Annotated in this window: 17 protein-coding genes, 1 pseudogene and 1 riboswitch; of the genes and pseudogenes, 10 read left to right on the top strand and 8 right to left on the bottom strand. The window is 67.7% G+C overall.

Translation table 11 applies throughout. The features are described from left to right. Window positions 1-21 precede the first annotated feature (21 nt). The 6 genes and pseudogenes from ACNO8X_RS01920 to ACNO8X_RS01895 all read left to right on the top strand — a co-directional run. Window positions 22-1209 carry a glycoside hydrolase family 3 N-terminal domain-containing protein gene (locus ACNO8X_RS01920; RefSeq protein ID WP_418003928.1) on the top strand — a complete coding sequence of 396 codons (1188 nt, stop codon included), beginning with the start codon at window positions 22-24 and terminating at the stop codon, window positions 1207-1209. Between the two features lie 25 nt (window positions 1210-1234). Further along, entirely contained in the window at window positions 1235-1834 is a 600-nt protein-coding gene (locus ACNO8X_RS01915) for a TetR/AcrR family transcriptional regulator (protein WP_418003927.1), read from the top strand. A 42-nt stretch (window positions 1835-1876) separates the two neighbouring features. Then, window positions 1877-2062: riboswitch (cobalamin riboswitch) on the top strand. 64 nt (window positions 2063-2126) lie between these two features. Next, a complete protein-coding gene (locus ACNO8X_RS01910) occupies window positions 2127-3134 on the top strand; it encodes an ABC transporter substrate-binding protein (protein ID WP_418003926.1) in 1008 nt (335 codons plus the stop codon). Window positions 3135-3154: 20 nt separating this feature from the next. Next, window positions 3155-4144, top strand: coding sequence for a FecCD family ABC transporter permease (locus tag ACNO8X_RS01905; RefSeq protein WP_418006072.1), 990 nt, complete (start codon window positions 3155-3157; stop codon window positions 4142-4144). Beyond that, window positions 4141-4965, top strand: coding sequence for an ABC transporter ATP-binding protein (locus tag ACNO8X_RS01900; protein ID WP_418003925.1), 825 nt, complete (start codon window positions 4141-4143; stop codon window positions 4963-4965). Before ACNO8X_RS01905 ends, ACNO8X_RS01900 begins: the two co-directional genes overlap by 4 nt. 6 nt (window positions 4966-4971) lie before the next feature. Beyond that, window positions 4972-5250, top strand: a pseudogene (locus tag ACNO8X_RS01895) (CHAP domain-containing protein); the annotation flags it as partial. 216 nt (window positions 5251-5466) lie between these two features. On the opposite strand, the gene ACNO8X_RS01890 reads toward ACNO8X_RS01895, so the two are convergent. Together ACNO8X_RS01890 and ACNO8X_RS01885 are read right to left on the bottom strand one after the other, a co-directional pair. Continuing rightward, a complete protein-coding gene (locus ACNO8X_RS01890; protein ID WP_418003924.1) occupies window positions 5467-6309 on the bottom strand; it encodes a MaoC/PaaZ C-terminal domain-containing protein in 843 nt (280 codons plus the stop codon). Window position 6310: 1 nt separating this feature from the next. Further along, window positions 6311-7660, bottom strand: a complete 1350-nt coding sequence (locus ACNO8X_RS01885) for a 3-oxoacyl-ACP reductase (RefSeq protein ID WP_418003923.1) — start codon at window positions 7658-7660, stop codon at window positions 6311-6313. A gap of 144 nt (window positions 7661-7804) precedes the next feature. Between ACNO8X_RS01885 and ACNO8X_RS01880 the strand changes: the two genes are divergently transcribed. Further along, window positions 7805-9106: an acetyl-CoA C-acetyltransferase gene (locus ACNO8X_RS01880; RefSeq protein ID WP_418003922.1), complete on the top strand. Its 1302-nt coding sequence runs from the start codon at window positions 7805-7807 to the stop codon at window positions 9104-9106. A gap of 96 nt (window positions 9107-9202) precedes the next feature. Here ACNO8X_RS01880 and ACNO8X_RS01875 read toward each other — a convergent pair whose 3' ends face one another. Together ACNO8X_RS01875 and ACNO8X_RS01870 are read right to left on the bottom strand one after the other, a co-directional pair. Then, window positions 9203-9589 carry a DUF488 domain-containing protein gene (locus ACNO8X_RS01875; RefSeq protein ID WP_418003921.1) on the bottom strand — a complete coding sequence of 129 codons (387 nt, stop codon included), beginning with the start codon at window positions 9587-9589 and terminating at the stop codon, window positions 9203-9205. Continuing rightward, entirely contained in the window at window positions 9586-10701 is a 1116-nt protein-coding gene (locus ACNO8X_RS01870; RefSeq protein ID WP_418003920.1) for a TDT family transporter, read from the bottom strand. Before ACNO8X_RS01870 ends, ACNO8X_RS01875 begins: the two co-directional genes overlap by 4 nt. A gap of 46 nt (window positions 10702-10747) precedes the next feature. Here ACNO8X_RS01870 and ACNO8X_RS01865 point away from each other — a divergent pair, with 46 nt between their 5' ends. Beyond that, window positions 10748-11665 carry a TIGR03564 family F420-dependent LLM class oxidoreductase gene (locus tag ACNO8X_RS01865; protein WP_418003919.1) on the top strand — a complete coding sequence of 306 codons (918 nt, stop codon included), beginning with the start codon at window positions 10748-10750 and terminating at the stop codon, window positions 11663-11665. A gap of 61 nt (window positions 11666-11726) precedes the next feature. Further along, window positions 11727-12437 (top strand): VIT1/CCC1 transporter family protein, encoded by a 711-nt coding sequence (locus tag ACNO8X_RS01860; RefSeq protein ID WP_418003918.1) that lies wholly within the window; start codon window positions 11727-11729, stop codon window positions 12435-12437. A gap of 64 nt (window positions 12438-12501) precedes the next feature. Here the strand turns inward: ACNO8X_RS01860 and phaZ are convergent, their stop codons facing one another. Genes phaZ through ACNO8X_RS01845 form a run of 3 tightly spaced genes read right to left on the bottom strand, consistent with a single transcriptional unit; the run spans window position 12502 to window position 16506 of the window. Next, entirely contained in the window at window positions 12502-13320 is an 819-nt protein-coding gene (gene phaZ / locus ACNO8X_RS01855; RefSeq protein WP_418003917.1) for a poly(3-hydroxyalkanoate) depolymerase, read from the bottom strand. Continuing rightward, on the bottom strand, window positions 13317-14996 hold the full coding sequence (locus ACNO8X_RS01850) for a PHA/PHB synthase family protein (RefSeq protein ID WP_418003916.1): 1680 nt from the start codon (window positions 14994-14996) through the stop codon (window positions 13317-13319). The genes phaZ and ACNO8X_RS01850 overlap by 4 nt, the downstream gene beginning before the upstream one ends. A 7-nt stretch (window positions 14997-15003) precedes the next feature. Further along, window positions 15004-16506, bottom strand: coding sequence for a long-chain-fatty-acid--CoA ligase (locus tag ACNO8X_RS01845; RefSeq protein ID WP_418003915.1), 1503 nt, complete (start codon window positions 16504-16506; stop codon window positions 15004-15006). A gap of 102 nt (window positions 16507-16608) precedes the next feature. On the opposite strand from ACNO8X_RS01845, the gene ACNO8X_RS01840 reads away from it, so the two are divergent. Next, window positions 16609-17790 (top strand): PucR family transcriptional regulator, encoded by a 1182-nt coding sequence (locus ACNO8X_RS01840; RefSeq protein ID WP_418003914.1) that lies wholly within the window; start codon window positions 16609-16611, stop codon window positions 17788-17790. 114 nt (window positions 17791-17904) lie between these two features. Here the strand turns inward: ACNO8X_RS01840 and ACNO8X_RS01835 are convergent, their stop codons facing one another. Then, window positions 17905-19740 (bottom strand): acyl-CoA dehydrogenase, encoded by a 1836-nt coding sequence (locus ACNO8X_RS01835; RefSeq protein WP_418003913.1) that lies wholly within the window; start codon window positions 19738-19740, stop codon window positions 17905-17907. Window positions 19741-19767: the final 27 nt, after the last annotated feature.

The following is a 19767-nucleotide window of genomic DNA, read 5'->3' as shown; positions in this document are numbered from 1 at the left end:
GCGCGGCTAGGCTCGGTGCCCATGTCCTTGCCCCGAACCCTTGGCGCGCTCGCACTGGTGTCTGGATTGGTAGCCGGTTGCTCGTCGTCGTCCGACCACCCCGCCGCTTCCAGCACGTCCAGCCAGGCCAGAAGCACAGCCGCGTCGAGCAAGCCGATGGACGCGCCTGCCCCGACCGCCCCGCCGTGCGATCCGCACGCTCTGCTTAGCACCCTGACGCTGCGGCAGAAGCTGGCCCAGCTGCTCATGGTGGGCGTCAAGGACGCCGCCGATGCCCGTGCCGCCGTGACGGAACAGCAGGTCGGCGGCATCTTCATCGGTAGCTGGACGGACCTGTCCATGCTGTCGGACGGCAGCATCCCGGCACTGCAGGCCGCGTCCGGTGCGCTGCCGCTGGCGGTCAGCATCGACGAAGAGGGCGGCCGGGTGTCCCGGCTGAAGAAGTTGATCGGCCCGCAGGAATCGGCGCGGGTGCTGGCGACGACCAAGACGCCTGCCGAAGTACAGGCCATCGCCAAGGACCGCGGGCAGCAGATGAAGGACAAGTTCGGCATCACCGTCGACTTCGCGCCCGACGCCGACGTCACCGAAGAGCCCGACGACGAGGTGATCGGCGACCGCTCCTTCGGTTCGGACCCGCAGAAGGTGACCGAGTACGCCGGCGCGTATGCCGCGGGCCTGCGCGAGGCGGGCCTCGTTCCGGTGCTCAAGCACTTCCCCGGGCACGGGCACGGCTCGGGCGACTCGCACACCGGTGGCGTGAAGACCCCGCCGCTGGCCGCGCTGAAGGACAACGACCTGGTGCCGTACCGGACGTTGACGACGCAGCAGCCCGTCGCGGTGATGGTCGGCCACCTGCAGGTGCCCGGCCTGACGCTCGGCGACGACCCGGCCAGCCTGAGCAAGCCGGCCTACGACCTGCTGCGCAGCGGCGAGTACGGCGGCCCGCCGTTCGATGGTGTGGTGTTCACCGACGATCTGACCGGCATGGCGGCCATCACGCAGCACTTCGGTGTCGCCGACGCGGCGCTCAAGGCGCTGCAGGCCGGCGCCGACGTCGCCCTGTGGATCACCACCGACGGCATTCCCGACGTGCTGGACAAGCTGGAAGCGGCCGCGCAGGCCGGGCAGCTGGACCAGGCGCAGGTCGACAAGTCGGTCCTTCGGGTGGCGGCCATGAAGGGGCCGGGCGCCAAATGCGTGAAGTGAGCTGCGCGTTGAATACCCTGTTCTGATGGCAGGTGGAACGAAGCGGCTGCCGCGGGCCGTCCGCGAACAGCAGATGCTCGACGCTGCCGTGCAGATGTTCTCGGTGAACGGCTATCACGAGACCTCGATGGACGCGATCGCCGCGCAAGCCGAGATTTCCAAGCCGATGCTGTACCTCTATTACGGCTCGAAGGAAGAGCTGTTCGCCGCGTGCCTGGATCGGGAGCTGACGCGCTTCGTCGACACCGTCCGGGCCGACATCAACTTCGCGCAGAGCCCACGCGACCTGCTGCGTAACGCGGTGCTGTCGTTCATGACGTACATCGACCGCAACCGGGCGTCCTGGATCGTGCTCTACACGCAGGCCACCAGCTCGCAGGCCTTCGCCCACACGGTGCGCGAGGGCCGCGAGAAGATCATCGATCTGGTGGCCCGACTGCTCAGTGCTGGTACGCGAAACCCGCAGCCGGACAGCGACTTCGAGATGATGGCGGTGGCCCTGGTGGGTGCGGGTGAGGCCATCGCGTCGCGCGTCAGCGCAGGCGACACCGACGTCAACGACGCCACCGAGCTGATGATCAACCTCTTCTGGCGCGGTCTGAAGGGCAAGCGCGCCGAGCCGTAGCGTTTCTCCCCGCTCGCCAGGGGTGGTGAACCCATTGCGCTGGTATGGTCCGCTTGAGCCAGTCGAACCCAACACGGTTGGGTCAGGGAATCCGGTGTGAACCCGGAACTGACGCGCAGCGGTGAGGAGGACAGGCGGAGCAACGGCCACTGGCCCCACGCGGGCTGGGAAGGCGCTCCGGCTGGATGATCCCGAGTCCGAAGACCTGCTGGCTCGGGCTCTCGTGGCCTGGCGGCGCGAGGACCCCCACGGATGGACTCCGCGACGCGAGTCCCGGATCGGAAGGCCCGCCGTGTTTGTCCGCACCATTGTGCTTGTCTCACTGGTTGTTTCGCTCGTCTGCTCCTGCGGTGGTCCGCCGGCCGTGGAGTCCGCTGCTGCCGGCGCCGGCGGTTATCCCGTCACGCTCGAGAACTGCGGACGCCAGGTGACGGTGAAATCGGCTCCGCAGCGTGCGGTTTCGATCAACCAGCCGGCCAGCGAACTGCTGCTGTCGCTCGGGCTCGCCGATCGCATGGCCGGCACCGCGTCGTGGAGCGACGCCGTGCGCCCCGACCTTGCCGCCGACAACGCCAAAGTGCCTGTGCTGAGCCGGGATTTCCCGTCATTCGAGCGGGTGCTGAAAGAGAAGCCCGACTTCGTCTACGCGACATTCGACTGGTCGTTCACCGACCAGGGCGTGGCCCCACGAGATCGCTTCGAGCGCCTCGGTGTGCCGACGTATCAGTCGTCGAGCGAATGCGGTGGTCAGGATGCCGCACAGCAGCGCCCGTTGACACTCGATGACATGTATGCCGAAATCGGGGACATCGCAAAGATATTCGGTGTACCCGAGCGCGGCGACAAACTGGTCTCGTCGCTGCGTGCGCGGATGGCGACCGCGACCAGCGGACTCGACGCAGACGACGTCTCCCTGATGTGGTGGTACGCCGGTACCAGAACCCCGTACATCGCGGGCTGCTGCGGGGCGCCCGGCATCATCACCACCGCGGTTGGGGCGCGCAACGCTTTCGCCGACAGCCGGCAGCTGTGGCCGGAGATTTCGTGGGAGGCCATCCTGCAACGCGACCCTGACGTGCTGGTCCTCGCCGACCTCACCCGAGGCGACGACGGCGACAGCGTCGCCGCCAAGATCAAGTTCCTCGAAACCGATCCGGCCGCAAGCAAGTTGAAGGCCGTGCGCGAGCGGCGGTGGATCGTGTTGCCGGGCAGTGCGATGGACCCGTCACTGCGCAACGTCGGCGCAGTCGAGACCGTCGCGGCCGGGCTGCGCTCGTTCGGGCTGGGCGGGAAGTCCTGACGGCGGTGCGCACCGCCGGGATGGCGATGCTCGGCCTGACCGGGCTGGCGCTGTCGATCGCGGCGGCCATGATCATCGGGCCTGCCGATCTAGGGATCGGTGACGTGTATGCGGTCGTCGCGCAACATCTTTGGGGCCGTCCTGCGGACATCGCACCGATCGATGACGGCATCGTCTGGGAACTACGGCTGCCGCGAGCGTTGTTGGCCGCCATCTGTGGGGCGGGCCTGGGTATCTGCGGGGCGATCCTGCAGTCGCTGATGCGCAACCCGTTGGCCGACCCGTTCATGCTGGGCGTCTCCTCCGGTGCGTCCACGGGAGCGGTGTTGGTCGTTGTGGTGGGTATCGGTGGCGCGCTGACGCTGTCGGGCGGCGCGTTCGTGGGTGCGGTGATCGCCTTCGCGATCGTGCTGGCCCTCGCGGCGGCCGCCGGCGGTGGACCGGATCGGGTGGTCCTGGCCGGAGTCGCTGGTACTCAGCTCTTTTCGGCGACGACGGCGATGGTGGTGTTCTCGTCGGCCGACGCGCAACAAACCCGCGGGGTGCTGTTCTGGTTGCTCGGCTCGCTGGGCGGCGCGAGCTGGCATCAGGTGGCGATGTGCGGCCTCGTCTGCGCGGCCTGCCTCGGTGTCTGTTGGCTACAGTCAGATGCGTTGGACGCGTTCGCCTTCGGTCGTGACGCGGCCACCGCGCTGGGTGTCTCGGTGCGGCGGGTCCGGATCATCCTGCTGCTGACGACGGCGCTGCTGACGGCCGTGCTGGTGAGTGCCGCGGGCGCAATCGGTTTCGTCGGGCTGGTGTTGCCGCACGCGGCGCGGATGATCGTCGGGCCGTCGCATCGCCGCTTGCTGCCGGTCACCGCGATCGCCGGCGCCATTTTTCTGGTCTGGGTCGACGCCGCGGCTCGCACGGTGTTCGCGCCGCAGGAACTGCCAGTCGGTGTGGTGACCGCACTCGTCGGCGTGCCGATCTTCATGTGGATTCTTGCCCGCCGCAGGAGGATTCGATGACGGGACCGATCGCTGCGGAATCCGTCAGCTGGTCGGCCGGCGGTCGGCTCGTCATCGACGGGGTGTCGCTGGTGGTGGCCGACGGGGAGACGCTGGGCCTGCTCGGACCCAATGGCGCCGGCAAGTCGTCGATGCTGCGGCTGCTCGCCGGACTACGGCGCGCCGACGGCGGGGCGGTGCTGCTCGACGGTCATCCGCTCGCCGACATCCGGCGGCGGGCCGTCGCTCAACGCATTGCCGTGGTCGAGCAGCAGGTCAGCACTGACCTGGACTTGACCGTCGAGCAGATCGTCCGGCTGGGTCGAATTCCGCACCGCGGCATCTGGTCTGGCGACACCGAGGCGGATGATCGCGCCGTCGAGCGGGCTCTTGAACAGACCGAGACGACGGCCATGCGCGGCCGGGATTGGCGGACGCTGTCGGGCGGGGAGCAACAGCGGGTGCAGATCGCCCGGGCGCTCGCGCAGGAGCCCCGCGAACTGCTGCTCGACGAACCCACCAACCATCTCGACGTCCGGCACCAGTTCGAGCTGCTCGCGCTCATTCGCGCCCTGCCGGTGACGGCGGTGGTGACGCTGCACGACCTCACCCTCGCGGCACTGTTCTGCGACCGCCTCGTCGTGCTCGATCAGGGCCGTGTCGTCGCGGCCGGGACACCCGCCGAAGTCCTGACCGCCGAACTGATCTCGTCGGTCTACGGCGTCGCGGCCCGCGTCATCCCCGACGGCGCCGGCGTAGGCCGCCCCACGATTCAGCTCCTCCCGCCGTCTGCTCGCGAGCGCCCGAAATTGCCGACCGGTAGCACCACTTCGGCCACTTAGTCTGGAAATGTGCACAAACGCGCATGGCGCATCCCGGGCGTCATGACGCTCACTGACTACCTGCACTCCGAGGGGGGCTGGGAGTCACCGGACTATTCGACACTGCCCGGCGACATGGTGCTCTACGACAAGCCGAGCCCGAAGGGCCAGCACGTCAACATCGTGCTCATCAACGACAACGGCACGCTCACCACGGTCGGCGGGGGCGAGGGCACCAACGTGGGCCTGTCGACCTACAAGATCGCCGACGACCCCGGCATCCGCGGCTTCGGCCGCTACGAATGACGAGCTTGAATTCGGCGCCGAACGTGAAGTCGATGGTGAGATTTCACTGGGATCTCGCCATCAACTTCACGTTGGTAGCGATCTTCGGCTTCTGTCTCCCAACATGTTTCGACAGAAGCCGTCAACTTTCCCTGACTGGCAAGGAAAGTTGACGGCTCCAAATCGGAAGTGCCACAGGAGAGCCGACGCGCCCGAGCGCGTTGCCCACGTGTCGAGCTACAGCCCGGTGACCGTCGCGGTCAGGTGCGGGTAGCCCTTCGACAGGTTGCGCAGCGCCAGCTCCCAGCCGCCGTCGATGGCGTCGACGTACAGCCCGACCTTCGCCGGCAGCAGCACGGGCTTGCCAAACTTGACGGAATACCGAACCGCATCCGGCAGCTGGCCTTCGACGTTGGCCAGTACCGCTGCGGCGCTGAACATTCCGTGCGCGATCGCAGTCGGGAAGCCGAACAGCTTGGCGCCGATGGAGCTGGTGTGGATCGGGTTGTGGTCGCCGCCGACATCGGCGTAGTGCCGAATCTGACCCGGCGTGATGCTGATGACCGCGTTGGGCGGCGGCAGCTTCGGTTGCTTGACCGGCTCCGGCTTCGGGCCACCCGACAGGCTGGTCCGCTGCTGGTGCAGGAACGTGGTGACCTGGTTCCACACCAGGTCATTGCCGACCTTGATGTCTGTCACGATGTCGACCAGCAGGCCCTTGCGGTGCTCACGCAGGTTCTCCGCCCGCACCGCGACGTCCAGCACATCCGTCACGCGAATGGGCCGGTACTGGGTGATGTGGTTCTCGATGTGCACCGAACCCATTGCGGCGAACGGGAAATCGAACCCGGTGACCAACGACATCATGGTCGGGAACGTCAACGCGAACGGGTAGGTGAGCGGCACGGTGTCGCCGAACCGCAGGCCGGTCACCGCGGCGTACTCGGCCACGTTGGTCGGGTCGATGGTCAGACCTGAAACCTTGACCGTGCGCACCGGCAGGGTGGAACCCCGCGACACGAACGGCAGCGCACCCGCCACCGCCCGTGCCATATTCAGAAGACCGTTGGGCTGGGACATGTCAGGCCCCCAACAGAGCCTGGCCGCATACCCGAATCGTGTTGCCGGTCACGGCATTCGATGCAGGGCTGGCGAAGTACGCGATCAGCTCGGCGACGTCCACTGGCAGGCCGCCCTGGAACAGCGAGTTGAGGCGACGGCCGACCTCGCGGGTGGCCAGCGGGATGGCGTCGGTCATCTTGGTCTCGATGAAGCCCGGTGCGACGGCGTTGATGGTGACGCCCTTCTCGCCGAACACCTCTGCATACGCGTCGGTCATGCCGATCATGCCGGCCTTGGTGGCGGCGTAGTTGGTCTGGCCGCGGTTGCCGGCGATACCGGCCATCGACGACAGGCCGACAATCCGGCCGCCATCACCGATGGCGCCGTTCTCCACCAGGCCCTGCGCAAGGCGTTGCGGCGCAAGCAGGTTCACGGCGATGACCGAGTCCCAGCGGGCGTCGTCCATGTTGGCGAGCAGCTTGTCGCGGGTGATGCCGGCGTTGTTGACGAGCACGTCGGCCTTGCCTCCGTGGTGCTCGGTCAGGTGCGCAACAATTTTTTCGACGGCGTCGTCGGCCGTCACGTCCAGGGCCAACGCGGTGCCACCGACTGCGGCGGCGGTCTCGGCGAGCGCGTCGGCCGCCTGTGGCACGTCGATGGCGACGACGGCAGCGCCGTCGCGTGCGAACACCCGGGCGATCTCGGCACCGATGCCGCGGGCGGCACCGGTCACCAGCGCGACCTTGCCGGCCAGCGGCTTGTCCCAGTCGGCCGGGGCGACGGAGTCGGCGGCGCCGACGTAGAACACCTGGCCGTCGACGTAGGCCGACTTGCCCGACAGCAGGAAGCGGACGGTCGACTCGATGCCGGAGGCGGCCGGCGAGGCGCCCGCCGACAGGTAGACCAGGCCGATGGTGGCGCCGCGCTGCAGCTCCTTGCCGAGCGAGCGGGTGAAGCCTTCGAGGGCGCGCTGGGCGATGCGCTCGTCGATGCTGTCGGTCTCATCGGGCGTGGTGCCGACGACGACGACGCGGCTGTTGGCGGCCAGGTTGCGCAGCACCGGGGTGAAGAACTCGTGGAGCTGCTTGAGCTGCTCGGGCTTGGTGATGCCGGTGGCGTCGAACAGCAGACCACCGAACGAGTCGGCCCAGCGGCCGCCCACGTTGTTGCCGACCAGGTCGTAGTCGTCGGCCAGAGCCGCGCGCAGCGGCTCGGCGACGCGGCCTTCGCCGCCGATCAGCAGCGGACCGGCCAGGGCGGGCTCGCCTGCCCGGTAGCGGCGCAGCGGCTGGGGCTGCGGCACGCCGAGTTGCTTGGCCAGGAAGGACCCCGGGCCGGAGGTGAGGACTTGGGAGAGGACGTCAGCCATTGCAAGCCTTTCTGCGGACGTATTTGCCAGAGACGGAAGCGTCTTGTCACAGACGAACTTACTCCAGAGTAAGAACGGTGGGTAATATGGGCGTCAAGCAACATCTTGCCTCAGTCATCCAACTCAACGAACTGGAGAAATACCGTGGCCGAGACCAACAGCCGCCGCCGCGTGGCCGTCCTGGGTGGTAACCGCATTCCCTTCGCACGATCCGACGGTGCGTACGCAAACGCCTCCAACCAGGACATGTTCACCGCGGCGCTGGACGGTCTGATCGACCGCTTCAACCTCAAGGGCGAGAAGCTCGACATGGTGATCGGCGGCGCCGTCCTCAAGCACAGCCGTGATTTCAATCTCATGCGCGAGTGTGTGCTGGGCACCTCTCTGTCGCCGTACACCCCGGCGTTCGACCTGCAGCAGGCCTGCGGCACTGGTCTGCAGTCGGCCATCGCAGCCGCTGACGGCATCGCGGCCGGCCGCTACGAGGTGGCCGCGGCCGGTGGCGTGGATACCGCCTCGGACGCACCCATTGCCCTCGGCAACGACCTGCGTCGCGTGCTGCTGAGCCTGCGCCGAGCCAAGTCGAACGTTGACCGCCTCAAGCTCGTCGGCAAGCTGCCGTCGGCTGTCGGCGTCGAGATTCCGGTCAACAGCGAGGCCCGCACCGGGCTGTCGATGGGCGAGCACGCCGCCATGACCGCCAAGGAAATGGGCGTCAAGCGCACCGACCAGGACGCCCTGGCCGCTGCCAGCCACCAGAACATGGCCGCCGCCTACGACCGCGGCTTCTTCGACGACCTGGTCAGCCCGTTCTTGGGCCTGTACCGCGACAACAACCTGCGTGCCGACTCGTCGACCGAGAAGCTGGCCAAGCTCAAGCCAGTCTTCGGCGTGAAGCTGGGCGACGCCACCATGACTGCCGGCAACTCGACCCCGCTGACCGACGGTGCCTCGGTGGCGCTGCTGTCCACCGATGAGTGGGCCGCCGAGCACAACATCCCGGTGCTGGCTTACTTCGTCGACTCCGAGACCGCCGCCGTCGACTACGTCAACGGCAAGGACGGCCTGCTCATGGCCCCGACCTACGCCGTGCCGCGCCTCCTGGCCCGCAACGGCCTGACGCTGCAGGACTTCGACTTCTACGAGATCCACGAGGCCTTCGCCTCCGTGGTGCTGGCCACGCTCGCGGCCTGGGAGTCGCCGGACTACTGCAAGGGCCGCCTGGGCCTGGACGCTCCGTTGGGTGCCATCGACCGGTCCAAGCTCAACGTCAACGGCTCGTCGCTGGCCGCGGGTCACCCGTTCGCCGCGACCGGCGGCCGCATCGTGGCCCAGCTGGCCAAGCAACTCGCAGAGAAGAAGAAGGAGACCGGCAAGCCGGTTCGTGGCCTGGTTTCCATCTGCGCCGCAGGTGGACAGGGCGTCACCGCGATTCTCGAGGCGTAATTCTCGGGGCGTGTAACGCCTCGCGAAGCCTCGGCGATACCCCAAGTGCCTCGTGTTTCCGTCTGACCCCCGACCTGACGGAGACACGGGGCACTCTCATTTCCCGGGTGATTTGTGCACGATTTTCCGCGCCACCCGCGGATTTTCGTGCACAAATCCTTGGAGCAGCGCCGCCAACACCGGCACGTGGCTGATGGCGATGTCCTTGGCCGAGGTGGTCAGCGTCACCGGGCCCATTGCCCGGAGCTTCGCCAACTCGTCCGAGTCAGCCAGTTCCTCCCGGTAGCGGGCCGCGAAATCCTCGTACTGATCCAGATGCGCGTGGTACCACTTGCGCAGCTCATTCGACGGCGCGACGTGCGGCATCCAGGTGCCGACCCTCGGGTCATCCTTGTGAATTCCCCTGGGCCACAACCGGTCCACGGTCACCCGGGGCGGCTGGGCCGGATCAACCGGGTCGTACACCCGAGCAATGTCGATCATTTCGGGTCCTTGTGAATGGCGGCCGGAGCAGGCGGCGGGGTGAACAGGCTGCCTCCGAGGCTGCCACGCAGCGTCCGCACCGCGACCAGCCCCCAGGTGCACAGCAGGAAGGCGTACGCCAGGACTGCGGCGACCCGGAACGCCGGCAGGCCGGTGTGTGCGGCGAGTTGCGACGTGCCGGTGACGAACGTGCCGACGGGGAACGTCAGGCTCCACCAGGTCAGTGCGAAGGGCATGCCGCGCCGCATGGTCCGCACCGTCAGGGCGCCGGCCAGGCTGATCCACAGCACCGCGAAACCCCACACCGGAACGCCGAACAGCACCGCGAAGATGTTCATGCCCGACGCCAGCTCTGGGCTGACGGCCAAGGTCGCCGCTGTTCCCAGCAGTCCCGCGGCGGTGATGCCCTGCCCCAGCGGACCCAGCACGATCCACAACGTAGGGACCCGCGCCGATCCCGAGGTGCCGTAGTGCGCCAGCCGGCTCCAGATCATCGTGATGATGATCAGCGCCGCGACCAGCGACAGCCCGAACATCGCGAAGCAGCCGTAGAACATTGTGGTGCGGGCCGTGCCCGGTGGCAGATGCTGCAGCAGCAGGGCGCCGGACGCCGCCGACACCATCGGGGGCACGACGGGCATCAGCCAGCCACCGAACGCGGCGTCCGGCCCGACTTCCAGCTGCGTGAACATCAGGAACGGGATGGTCATCGCGGTGAACAGGCCGCCGATGGTGCCGGCGGTCCACAGGATCCAGTCGAGGTCGACGGCCAGGCGCGTGCCGATCAGGTCTTTCCCGAGCAGCAGCGCGCCGAGGCCGACGGTCATCAGCGCCATCGGTGCCGCGCCGTAGAAGTGCGTCATCTGCGGGTTGCGGACCTGACCGCGCGCCACCTTGGGGTGGCGCACCCACTGCACCGACACCGCGACGATCAGCAGCACCAGCAGGGCGGTGGCGATCACCCATACGCCTTCGGCGAAGCCCCGCAGCCCCGGCAGGTGCACCGGCAGGGACGCCGCTGCGGTGGCGACGATGCCCGTGCCCATCACCGACGCGAACCAGTTGGGTCCGAAATATTGCAGTCGGGCAGTCTCTGGTGCATCGGTGCTCATGGTTCGATACTCACAGGTGACGTAACCCGGACTCAAGGAGCATCCCGTGCAGATCAGCATTTTCGGTTCGTTGAGTGGTCTCAAATCTCCCGTCGATGACACCGTCGCGTACCTGAATCAGCTGCGCGACGAGGGTTTTCGCCGGGCCTGGTTCGCCCAGATGCCTTATGAGCCAGACCTTCTCACGGTGCTGGCGGTCGGGCTCCGCGAGGTCGACGGCATCGAGGTCGGCACCGGCGTGCTGCCCATCCAGAATCAGCATCCGATGCTGCTGGCGCAGCGTGCGCTGACCATCAGTCAGATGTCGGGCGGACGGCTGCTGCTCGGGCTCGGGATGACGCACCAGGCCGTCACCGAAGGCATGTGGGGCATCCCGTGGGACAAGCCGGTGCGCCGACTCAACGAATACCTCGACGGACTGCTGCCGCTACTGAACGGCGAGAAGGCCGGCGCCACCGGCGAGACCGTCACCACCCGTGGTGCGCTGATGATCCCCGGGGCGCCGACGCCGCCGGTGTACATCGCCGCGCTCGGGCCGAAGCTGCTGCAGATCGCCGGACGACGTTCGGCGGGCACCGTCACCTGGATGACGGGGCCGAAAACCCTTGCCGGACATGTCGGTCCGACCTTGCGTCAGGCGGCTGCGGACGCCGGCCGCGCTGACGCCGTCCGAGTGGTCGCCGCCATCCCGGTATCCGTGACCGACGATGTCGACGGCGCCCGCAAGCAGGCCGCCGAGCAGTTCGCGATCTACGGGCACCTGCCGTCGTACCGAGCCATGCTCGACCGCGAGGGCTATGCCGGTCCTGAGGACATCGCGATCATCGGCGACGAGCAGACGGTGCGCGATCGGCTCGCCGAACTCGAGGCCGCCGGTGTCGACGAATACGTCGGCGTGACGTTCGATCCGTCCGCCGAGGGCCGGGCCCGCACCCGCGCGGTGCTCAAAAAACTGGAATCCTGACCAGGTTTGGCAAGGCTTCTCTGGCTGGCGGATCGTCGCCGGCCCGCATAGCGTTGCAGGAATGGCGATCTCGTCGCACGACGCCGAACCTCATGCGGGTTCGGTTGCGTCGAAACTGAACTGGTTGCGTGCCGGCGTGCTCGGCGCCAACGACGGCATCGTGTCGACCGCCGGCATCGTCGTCGGCGTCGCGGCCGCAACGGCGGAGCGCGGACCGATCTTCACCGCCGGCATGGCCGGGTTGGTGGCCGGCGCGGTGTCGATGGCGTTGGGCGAGTACGTGTCGGTGAGCTCCCAGCGTGACACCGAACAGGCCCTGCTGGCCAAGGAGCGGCGCGAGCTCAAGGAAGACCCGGTCGCCGAACTGGACGAGCTGGCCGGCCTGTTGGAAGGCCGGGGACTGTCGGTGTCGACGGCCCGCACCGCGGCCGAGGAACTCACCGACCACAATGCGTTCGCGGCGCATGCGGCCGTCGAATTGGGCATCACGCCAGGCGATTTGGCAAACCCGTGGGCGGCTGCGTTCTCATCGGCGGTGTCGTTCACCGTCGGAGCGTTGTTGCCCCTGATCGCGATCCTGCTGCCCCCGACGACGCTCCGCGTGCCGGTGACGATGTTCGCGGTGCTGCTGGCGTTGGCGATCACCGGTGTGGTGTCAGCTCGGCTCGGTGGCGCGCCCGTCGGAAAGGCCGTGGCCCGCAACGTGATAGGCGGGGCCCTGGCCCTGGGCGCCACCTATGCCGTCGGCCACCTGGTCGGTACCTTCGTCTGACGCCGAGTGGCCACCTATCGCACGGATTTCCGTGAAATGCGTGTCATAGGTGGCCGTTCAACAGTTACGCCCGCTCTCCAGGCTCGTTGAGGAACGTGGCGATCACCGGCGCCAACTCGGTCGCATTGGTGATGAGATCGACGTGCCCGCCGGAATGCAGATGCAGCTGCGAGTGCGGCATCAGGAAATTCATGATCCGCGCGTTGGCCACCGGGATGATCGGGTCGTCGGTGCCGGCCACGATCAGGGTTTCCTGACGGACCGCGGGCAGTGCGTGGATGCTCGTCCACACCGCGCCGGCCAACAACTGGTGCAGGTAACCGATCTTCGAACCGGCATGCAGCTGCTGCAGGAACAGCTTGGCGATGTCGTCGCCGTGCTGGCGGACGGTGCCGCCATAGAGTTCCCCGGCGATCGAGGCCGCATACCCGGCATTCGAGAACCGTTTCGGCGTGACCATTTTCGCCAGGACCCTCGGGTGTCCGGGGATCATCACGGCGCCTGTTCCGGTCGCCACCAACACCAGCCGCCGGCAGCGCCTCGGGTTCTGGAACGCGAACTGCTGGGCCAGCGCCCCGCCCCAGGACAGGCCGAGGACGTCGACGACCGTGAACCCCAGCTTGTTGAGCATGCGGCCCAGTACCCAGGCCAGGTAGGGAAAGCCGTAGGGCGCGAACGACGTCGGTGACCCACCGGTCCCGGGCACGTCGAACCGGATCACCGTGGTGCCCGGGAGGTGCTCGACGAAGGGATCGAGCACTTCGAGGCTGGCGCCGATGCCGTTGCACAGCACCAGTGGAACCGCGTTGGGGTCAGTGCCTCGGTCGACCCGGACCCGCAGCCGCTGGCCCCCGACCGACACATACCGCTCCGTCGTGGTCATTTCTGCAGCACGTACGTGCCGGGCGCCGGACCGGTGGCGACGAAGCCCTCGGCGCCCAGCGTCGTCGGTGCGTCGACATCGTCGCCGCTGCGCTCGGCCAGCCATGCGACGTAGTCGGGCCACCAAGAGTCACTGGACTTTTCGGCCTCGGCCAGCCATTCCTCGGGCGTCCCGTCCTGCACCTGGGCAATCCGGTACGACGCCTTCGGGTTGCCCGGCGGGTTGACCAGCGCGGCGATGTGGCCACTGGTGGACAGCACGTAGCGGTTGTCTTTGCTGCCCAACAACTTCGCGCTGCGGTAGGTCGCCTGCCACGGTGAGATGTGGTCGGCGATGCCGCCGATGACGTACGCGTCGCAGGTGATCTTCGACAGGTCGACGGGCGTGCCGAGCATGCTGATCGCGCCCGGGGTGACCAGCGAATTGTTCAGGCCCATCAGCACCATGTCGCGGTGCAGCGCCGCCGCCATGCGGGTGGTGTCGGCGTTCCAGAACAGCACGTCGAACGCTGCCGGGCTGCGGCCCTGCACGTAGTTGTTCACCCAGTACCGCCACACCAGGTCGGTCGGCCGCAGCCAGGCGAACATCTCGGCCATGGCCTTGCCGTCCAGGTAGCCCTTGCGGGCCGAGGTGGCGATTGCGGCCTGGGCGGCGCGGTCACTCATTGCGGCAGAGGCGAATCCGGCCCGATCCTGATCCAGCACCGTCACCGCGAGGGTGAGGCTCGCGACCTTGTCGCCGTCGCCGGTCTCGGCCAGGTGGGCTGCGGTCATGGCGGTAACGATGCCGCCGGAGCAGCTCGCCATCAGGTGGGTGCCGGCCGCGCCGGTGATGGTCCGCACCGCGTCGATGGCCTCGATGATAGCCGCGCCGTAGGCGTTGATGTCCCAATCCTTGTGCCGGGCTTGCGGATTGCGCCACGAGATGGCGAACACCTGCTGACCCTGCTGCACGAAGTATTCGATCATGCTGCGTCCGGGCGCGATGTCGATGATGTAGTACTTGTTGATCACCGGCGGCACCATCAGCAACGGCACCGCGTGGACCGTCGGGGTCTGGGGTGCGTACTGGATCAGCTCGAACATCCGGGTCTGCAGCACCACCGCACCTTTGGTCACGGCCACCGTCTCTCCCACGGTGTAGGCGTCCGGCTCGACCATGGCCGGCACCCGTGGTGACGACATGATGTCGCGGGCAAAGGCTTTCAGGCCGCGGACCGCACTGAGCCCGCCGGTGTCGATCATTGCTTTCCAGCCCAGCGGGCTGATCAACGGGTTGTTGGTGGGCGCCAGGCCTTCGATGGCGTTGTCGAACACGAACCGCATCCGGGCTTCGTCGCGCCAGTCCAGGTCGGCGTCGGAGAACAGCTTCTCGGCGGTGTCCGACGCGGCCAGGTAACCCTGCATGATGCGGTGCAGCACCGGATTCTGTTGCCACGCAGGGTCGCTGAATCGCTTGTCGGCACGCAGCGGGGCTCGGTCGCAGTCGCCGCTGGCGATGCTGCCGAGCTCACGTGCCAGTTCCTTGCCGCGGTCGAGCACCGTGCCGGGCTGCTTGGCCAGACTGACGGCCATCCGGGCCCAGGCCTGGTCGGGCATCATCCGGCGCGCGAAGGGCTTGGTGGCGCTGGTCAGCAGCAGGTCGAGTGGGGCAGCTAGTTCATCGGGTGGTGTCATGGCCATGTCAGTTGTCGCTTTCCGTTGTCGGGATGGTGATTTCGCGACGGAGCAGCTTCCCTGTCGGGCCCTTGGGCAGGTCGTCGAGGAACCAGATGCGTCGCGGGTACTTGTAGGCGGCCACCTGGCTCTTGACGAACTCACGGAGTTCGGCGGCGGCGACTTCGATACCGGGCTTGAGGCTGACGGCGGCGCCGACCTCCTCGCCGAGCGAGTCGTGCGGGATGCCCACCACGGCCGCCTCAGCGACCGCGGGGTGCGTGTAGAGCACCTCCTCGATCTCGCGGGGGTAGACGTTGAAACCGCCGCGGATGATGAGCGCCTTCTTGCGGTCGACGATGTAGTAGTAGCCGTCCTCGTCGGTCCGGGCGATGTCACCGGTGGCGAACCAGCCGTCCGCGTTGATCGCTTCTGCCGTGGCCTCGGGCAGGTTCCAGTAGCCCTTCATCACGTTGTGGCCGCGGATCTGGATTTCGCCGGGCTCGCCCTGCGCCACCTCGACGCCGTCGTTGTCGACGACCCGCATCTCGACGCCCTCGACCGGTATACCGATCGAGCCGGGCTTGCGCGGGCGGTCCGGGTGGTTGAACGCCGCCACCGGCGAGGTCTCGGACAGGCCGTAGCCCTCCAGCACCGGGCAGTCGAAGGTCTTCTCGAAGTCCTGCAGCACCTGGACCGGAATCGCCGCGCCGCCGGAGACCGCCACCCGCAGCGTGGCTGTCGACGCCGCACCGGCTGTACCCAGCAGCGCCGAGTACATCGTCGGCACGCCCTCGAAGATGGTGACGCCGTCGCGCTCGACCAGCTCCAGCGCCTTGGCCGGATCGAAGCGCGGCAGCAGGCTCAGGGTGGCCCCGGCCAGGACGGCCGAGTTCAGGCCGCACGTCAGGCCGAATACGTGGAACAGCGGCAGGCAGCCCATCACCACGTCGTCGGGCCCGATGTTGAGGAGGGTCCGCACGCAGACGTCGGCGTTGCGGCCCAGGCCTCCGTGGGTGAGCTCTGCGCCCTTCGGCTTGCCCGTCGTGCCGGACGTGTGCAGGACGACGGCGGTGTCGTCGTCGGCGCGCTCGACCGGCGCGGCTTGTGCGGGCAGGTCCGCGATCAGCGCCGCCAACCCGGCGTCGTCGACCACCCAGCAGCCCGCGCCCGCCGATTCGGCACCCGCCTGTGCTTCGTCGGCGAAGGCGGGCGGGGCGAACAGCGCCTTGGCTGTCGTGTTGGACAGGTAGAACGCGATCTCGGGGGCCTTGAGCAGCGGATTCATCGGCACCGCGACGGCACCGGCGTAGAGGATTCCGTAGAACGCGGCGGCGAAGGCCGGACCGTTCGGCAGCATGACGCCGACGCGGTCGCCGGGCTCGATGCCGGCCTGCTGCAGCAGCGTGGCGACGCGGGCGGCGGCGTTGTCGAACTGGGCGTACGTGTAGGTCTGGTCGTCGCAGCGGAGGGCGACGTGATCGGGGCGGCGGGTCCGGCTCGCGACGAGGTTCTGGCTCAGGTTGGTCATGTATTCAAGCGTGATTCCGTGCGGCCCCGGAAGCGATGGTGGCGGGAACAACAGTGGCCACCGCCAAATGTGATCGCCCACAATCGGCACTAAGGTGGGCTGATGCGGGCCGGGGTCGACGAGGACATGCTGGAACTCAGCCGGATCATGCTCACTCGGGTGGAGGCTCTCGGTGAGCAACTGGCCGACCGCATCTACAGCCGGATCGACGGCTACCGGGCGACGCCGTCAGCCCGCGACAATGTGCGCGAAAGTTGTGTCGCCAACATGACTTTCGTGTTCCACACGCTCTGTAATGACGGCGAGGCGGACCTGTCGCCGGCGGAAGCGACCGGCCGGCAGCGGGCTGTCGAGGGCATTCCGTTGGCGGCGGTGATGACGGCCTACCGCATCGGTTTCCGGTACATGTGGGAGAGCAGTGTCGCTGCCGCACGGGAGGCGGGCATTCCGACCGAGTCCATCCTGGAGGCCAGCGCGCGCATCTTCCTCAGCCAGGACGAGTTCACTCAAGCGATGACCGGCGCCTACCGGGAACAGCTCACCAGCCAGATCGTGGACCTGGAAGAGGAGCGTTCGGCTCTGGTGGAGGCGGTGCTGCTCGGCCGCATCACCGACAACCAAAGCCTTTGGGAGGCAGCCGATCTGCTGGGCCTCCCGACAACGGGCCCGTATGTGGTTGCGGCAGCGGAGATTCCGGCGATCGGCAAGCTGGGGTTGCCCGAGATCGCGAGCAAGCTCGCGGCCCGCGATATCCGGTCCGCCTGGCGCCTGCTGCCCGACCTGCAGGTCGGTGTCGTGCACCTGCGGCAGGACGCGACGTACGGCGTGCTGGTCGAGGTGCTGCGCAAGATCGCGACGGCGCGGGTCGGCTTGAGCCCGGCGTTCACGAGTCTGGCGGCGACCGGCGAGGGCCTGCGGCTGGCCCGGCTGGCGGTGACGGGCAAGCCGGGGCGCGACGGTTGGGTGAGTGCGTTCGACGACGCCCCGCTGGCGTTCGCCGCCGTCAGCGCGCCGGAGGTGATGAACCGCATCGAAGAGTCGGTCTTGGGTGGGCTCCGCGAGCTGCCGGCGGAGGAACGGGCCGTCCTCTCCCAGACGTTTCAGGCCTGGCTCGACGCGGGCGGCTCGGCCAACGAGGCCGCGGCGGCAATCTTCTGTCACCCCAACACCATTCGGCACCGGCTGCACCGCATCGAGGAGCGGACGGGACGGTCCCTGTCCCGCCCCCGCGACGTCGCCGAGCTGTGCCTGGCCTTCGAGATCAGCCAGCGCCTGCCCGATTAGCCGTTGACCCTGCGTCCACGCACACCGCTACTCGCACAAATGCGCCCTCAGCGCGGAATCAACGCAAAAGAAAACGGCCCCCGCCGGAGCGGGGGCCGTTCACTTTGACACGGATCAGAAGGACGCTTCGTCCAGCTCCATGGTCTCGTTGTCGATGGACTCGACGACGGTGCGGACGCTGGTGAGCAGCGGCAGCATGTTCTTGGCGAAGAACGATGCGGACGCGATCTTGCCCTCGTAGAACGCGCGGTCCTCGCCGGTGGCGCCGTTGTCCAGGGCCTTGATGGCGACAGCAGCCTGCTTGAGCAGCAGCCAGCCGATGACCAGGTCGCCGACCGAGAGCAGGAAGCGGACCGAGCCCAGACCAACCTTGTAGATGGCCTTCGGGTCTTCCTGAGCGGCCATCAGGTAGCCGGTCAGGGTGGCGGCCATGCCCTGGACGTCGCCCAAGGCGGTGGCCAGCAGCTCGCGCTCGGCCTTCAGACGGCCGTTGCCGTCCTGGTTCTTGATCAGCGACTCGATCTCGCCGGCGACGAATGCCAGGGCCTGGCCCTTGTCGCGGATGATCTTGCGGAAGAAGAAGTCCTGCGCCTGGATGGCGGTGGTGCCTTCGTACAGCGAGTCGATCTTGGCGTCACGGATGTACTGCTCGACCGGGTAGTCCTGCAGGAAGCCGGAACCACCGAAGGTCTGCAGCGACTCGGTCAGCTTCTCGTAGGCCCGCTCCGAACCAACGCCCTTGACGATCGGGAGCATCAAGTCGTTGACCTTGAAGGCCAGCTCGGCGTCCACACCGTGGACCGCCTTGGCGACCTCGGGGTCCTGGAACGACGCGGTGTACAGGTACACGGCGCGCAGGCCCTCGGCGTAGGACTTCTGGGTCAGCAGCGCCCGGCGAACGTCCGGGTGGTGCATGATCGAGACGCGCGGAGCCGTCTTGTCCATCATCTGGGTCAGGTCGGCGCCCTGGATGCGGGTCTTGGCGTACTCGAGAGCGTTCAGGTAGCCGGTCGACAGGGTCGCGATGGCCTTGGTGCCGACCATCATGCGGGCCTGCTCGATGACGTCGAACATCTGCGCAATGCCGTTGTGCACCTCACCGACGAGCCAACCGACGGCGGGGGTGCCGTGCTGGCCGAGCGTCAGCTCACAGGTGGCCGAAACCTTCAGACCCATCTTGTGCTCGACGTTGGTGACGAAGGCGCCGTTGCGCTCGCCGGGCTCACCGGTCTCGGGGTCGAAGTGGAACTTCGGCACGAAGAACAGCGACAGACCCTTGGTGCCCGGTCCGGCGCCCTCGGGGCGGGCCAGCACCAGGTGCATGATGTTTTCGAACAGGTCGTCCGAGTCGGCCGAGGTGATGAATCGCTTCACACCGTCGATGTGCCAGGTGCCGTCGGCCTGCTGGACAGCCTTGGTGCGGCCGGCGCCAACGTCAGAGCCGGCGTCGGGCTCGGTCAGCACCATGGTGGCGCCCCAGCCGCGCTCGGCAGCGAGGACAGCCCACTTCTTCTGCTCGTCGGTGCCGTTGTTGTAGAAGATTTCGCACATGCCCGAGCCCATGGCGTACATGTAGGCGGCCGGGTTGGCGCCGAGGACGTGCTCGATGAGCGCCCACTGCAGTGCGCGGGGCATCGGCATGCCGCCGAGCTCTTCCTTCAGACCGACCTTGTCCCAGCCGCCGTCGAGCAGTGCGCGCATCGACTTCTTGAAGGGCGCGGGCAGGGTGACGGTGTGGGTCGCGGGGTCGAAGACCGGCGGGTTGCGGTCGCCGTCGGCGAACGAATCGGCGATCGGGCCCTCTGCGAGGCGCGCGATCTCGTTGAGCATTTCCCCGGCGGTGTCGGCATCCAGGTCGGCGAACTTGCCGTCACCCATCGCCTTGTCTACGCCGAAGACCTCGAACAGGTTGAACACCTGGTCACGGACGTTGCTCTTGTAGTGGCCCACGATTTCTCCTCGATGAGATGGAACTGT

Source organism: Mycobacterium sp. PDNC021 (assembly GCF_048282635.1).
Classification (GTDB): Bacteria; Actinomycetota; Actinomycetes; order Mycobacteriales; family Mycobacteriaceae; genus Mycobacterium; species Mycobacterium llatzerense.
This window is presented reverse-complemented; position numbering and strand designations above follow the sequence as displayed.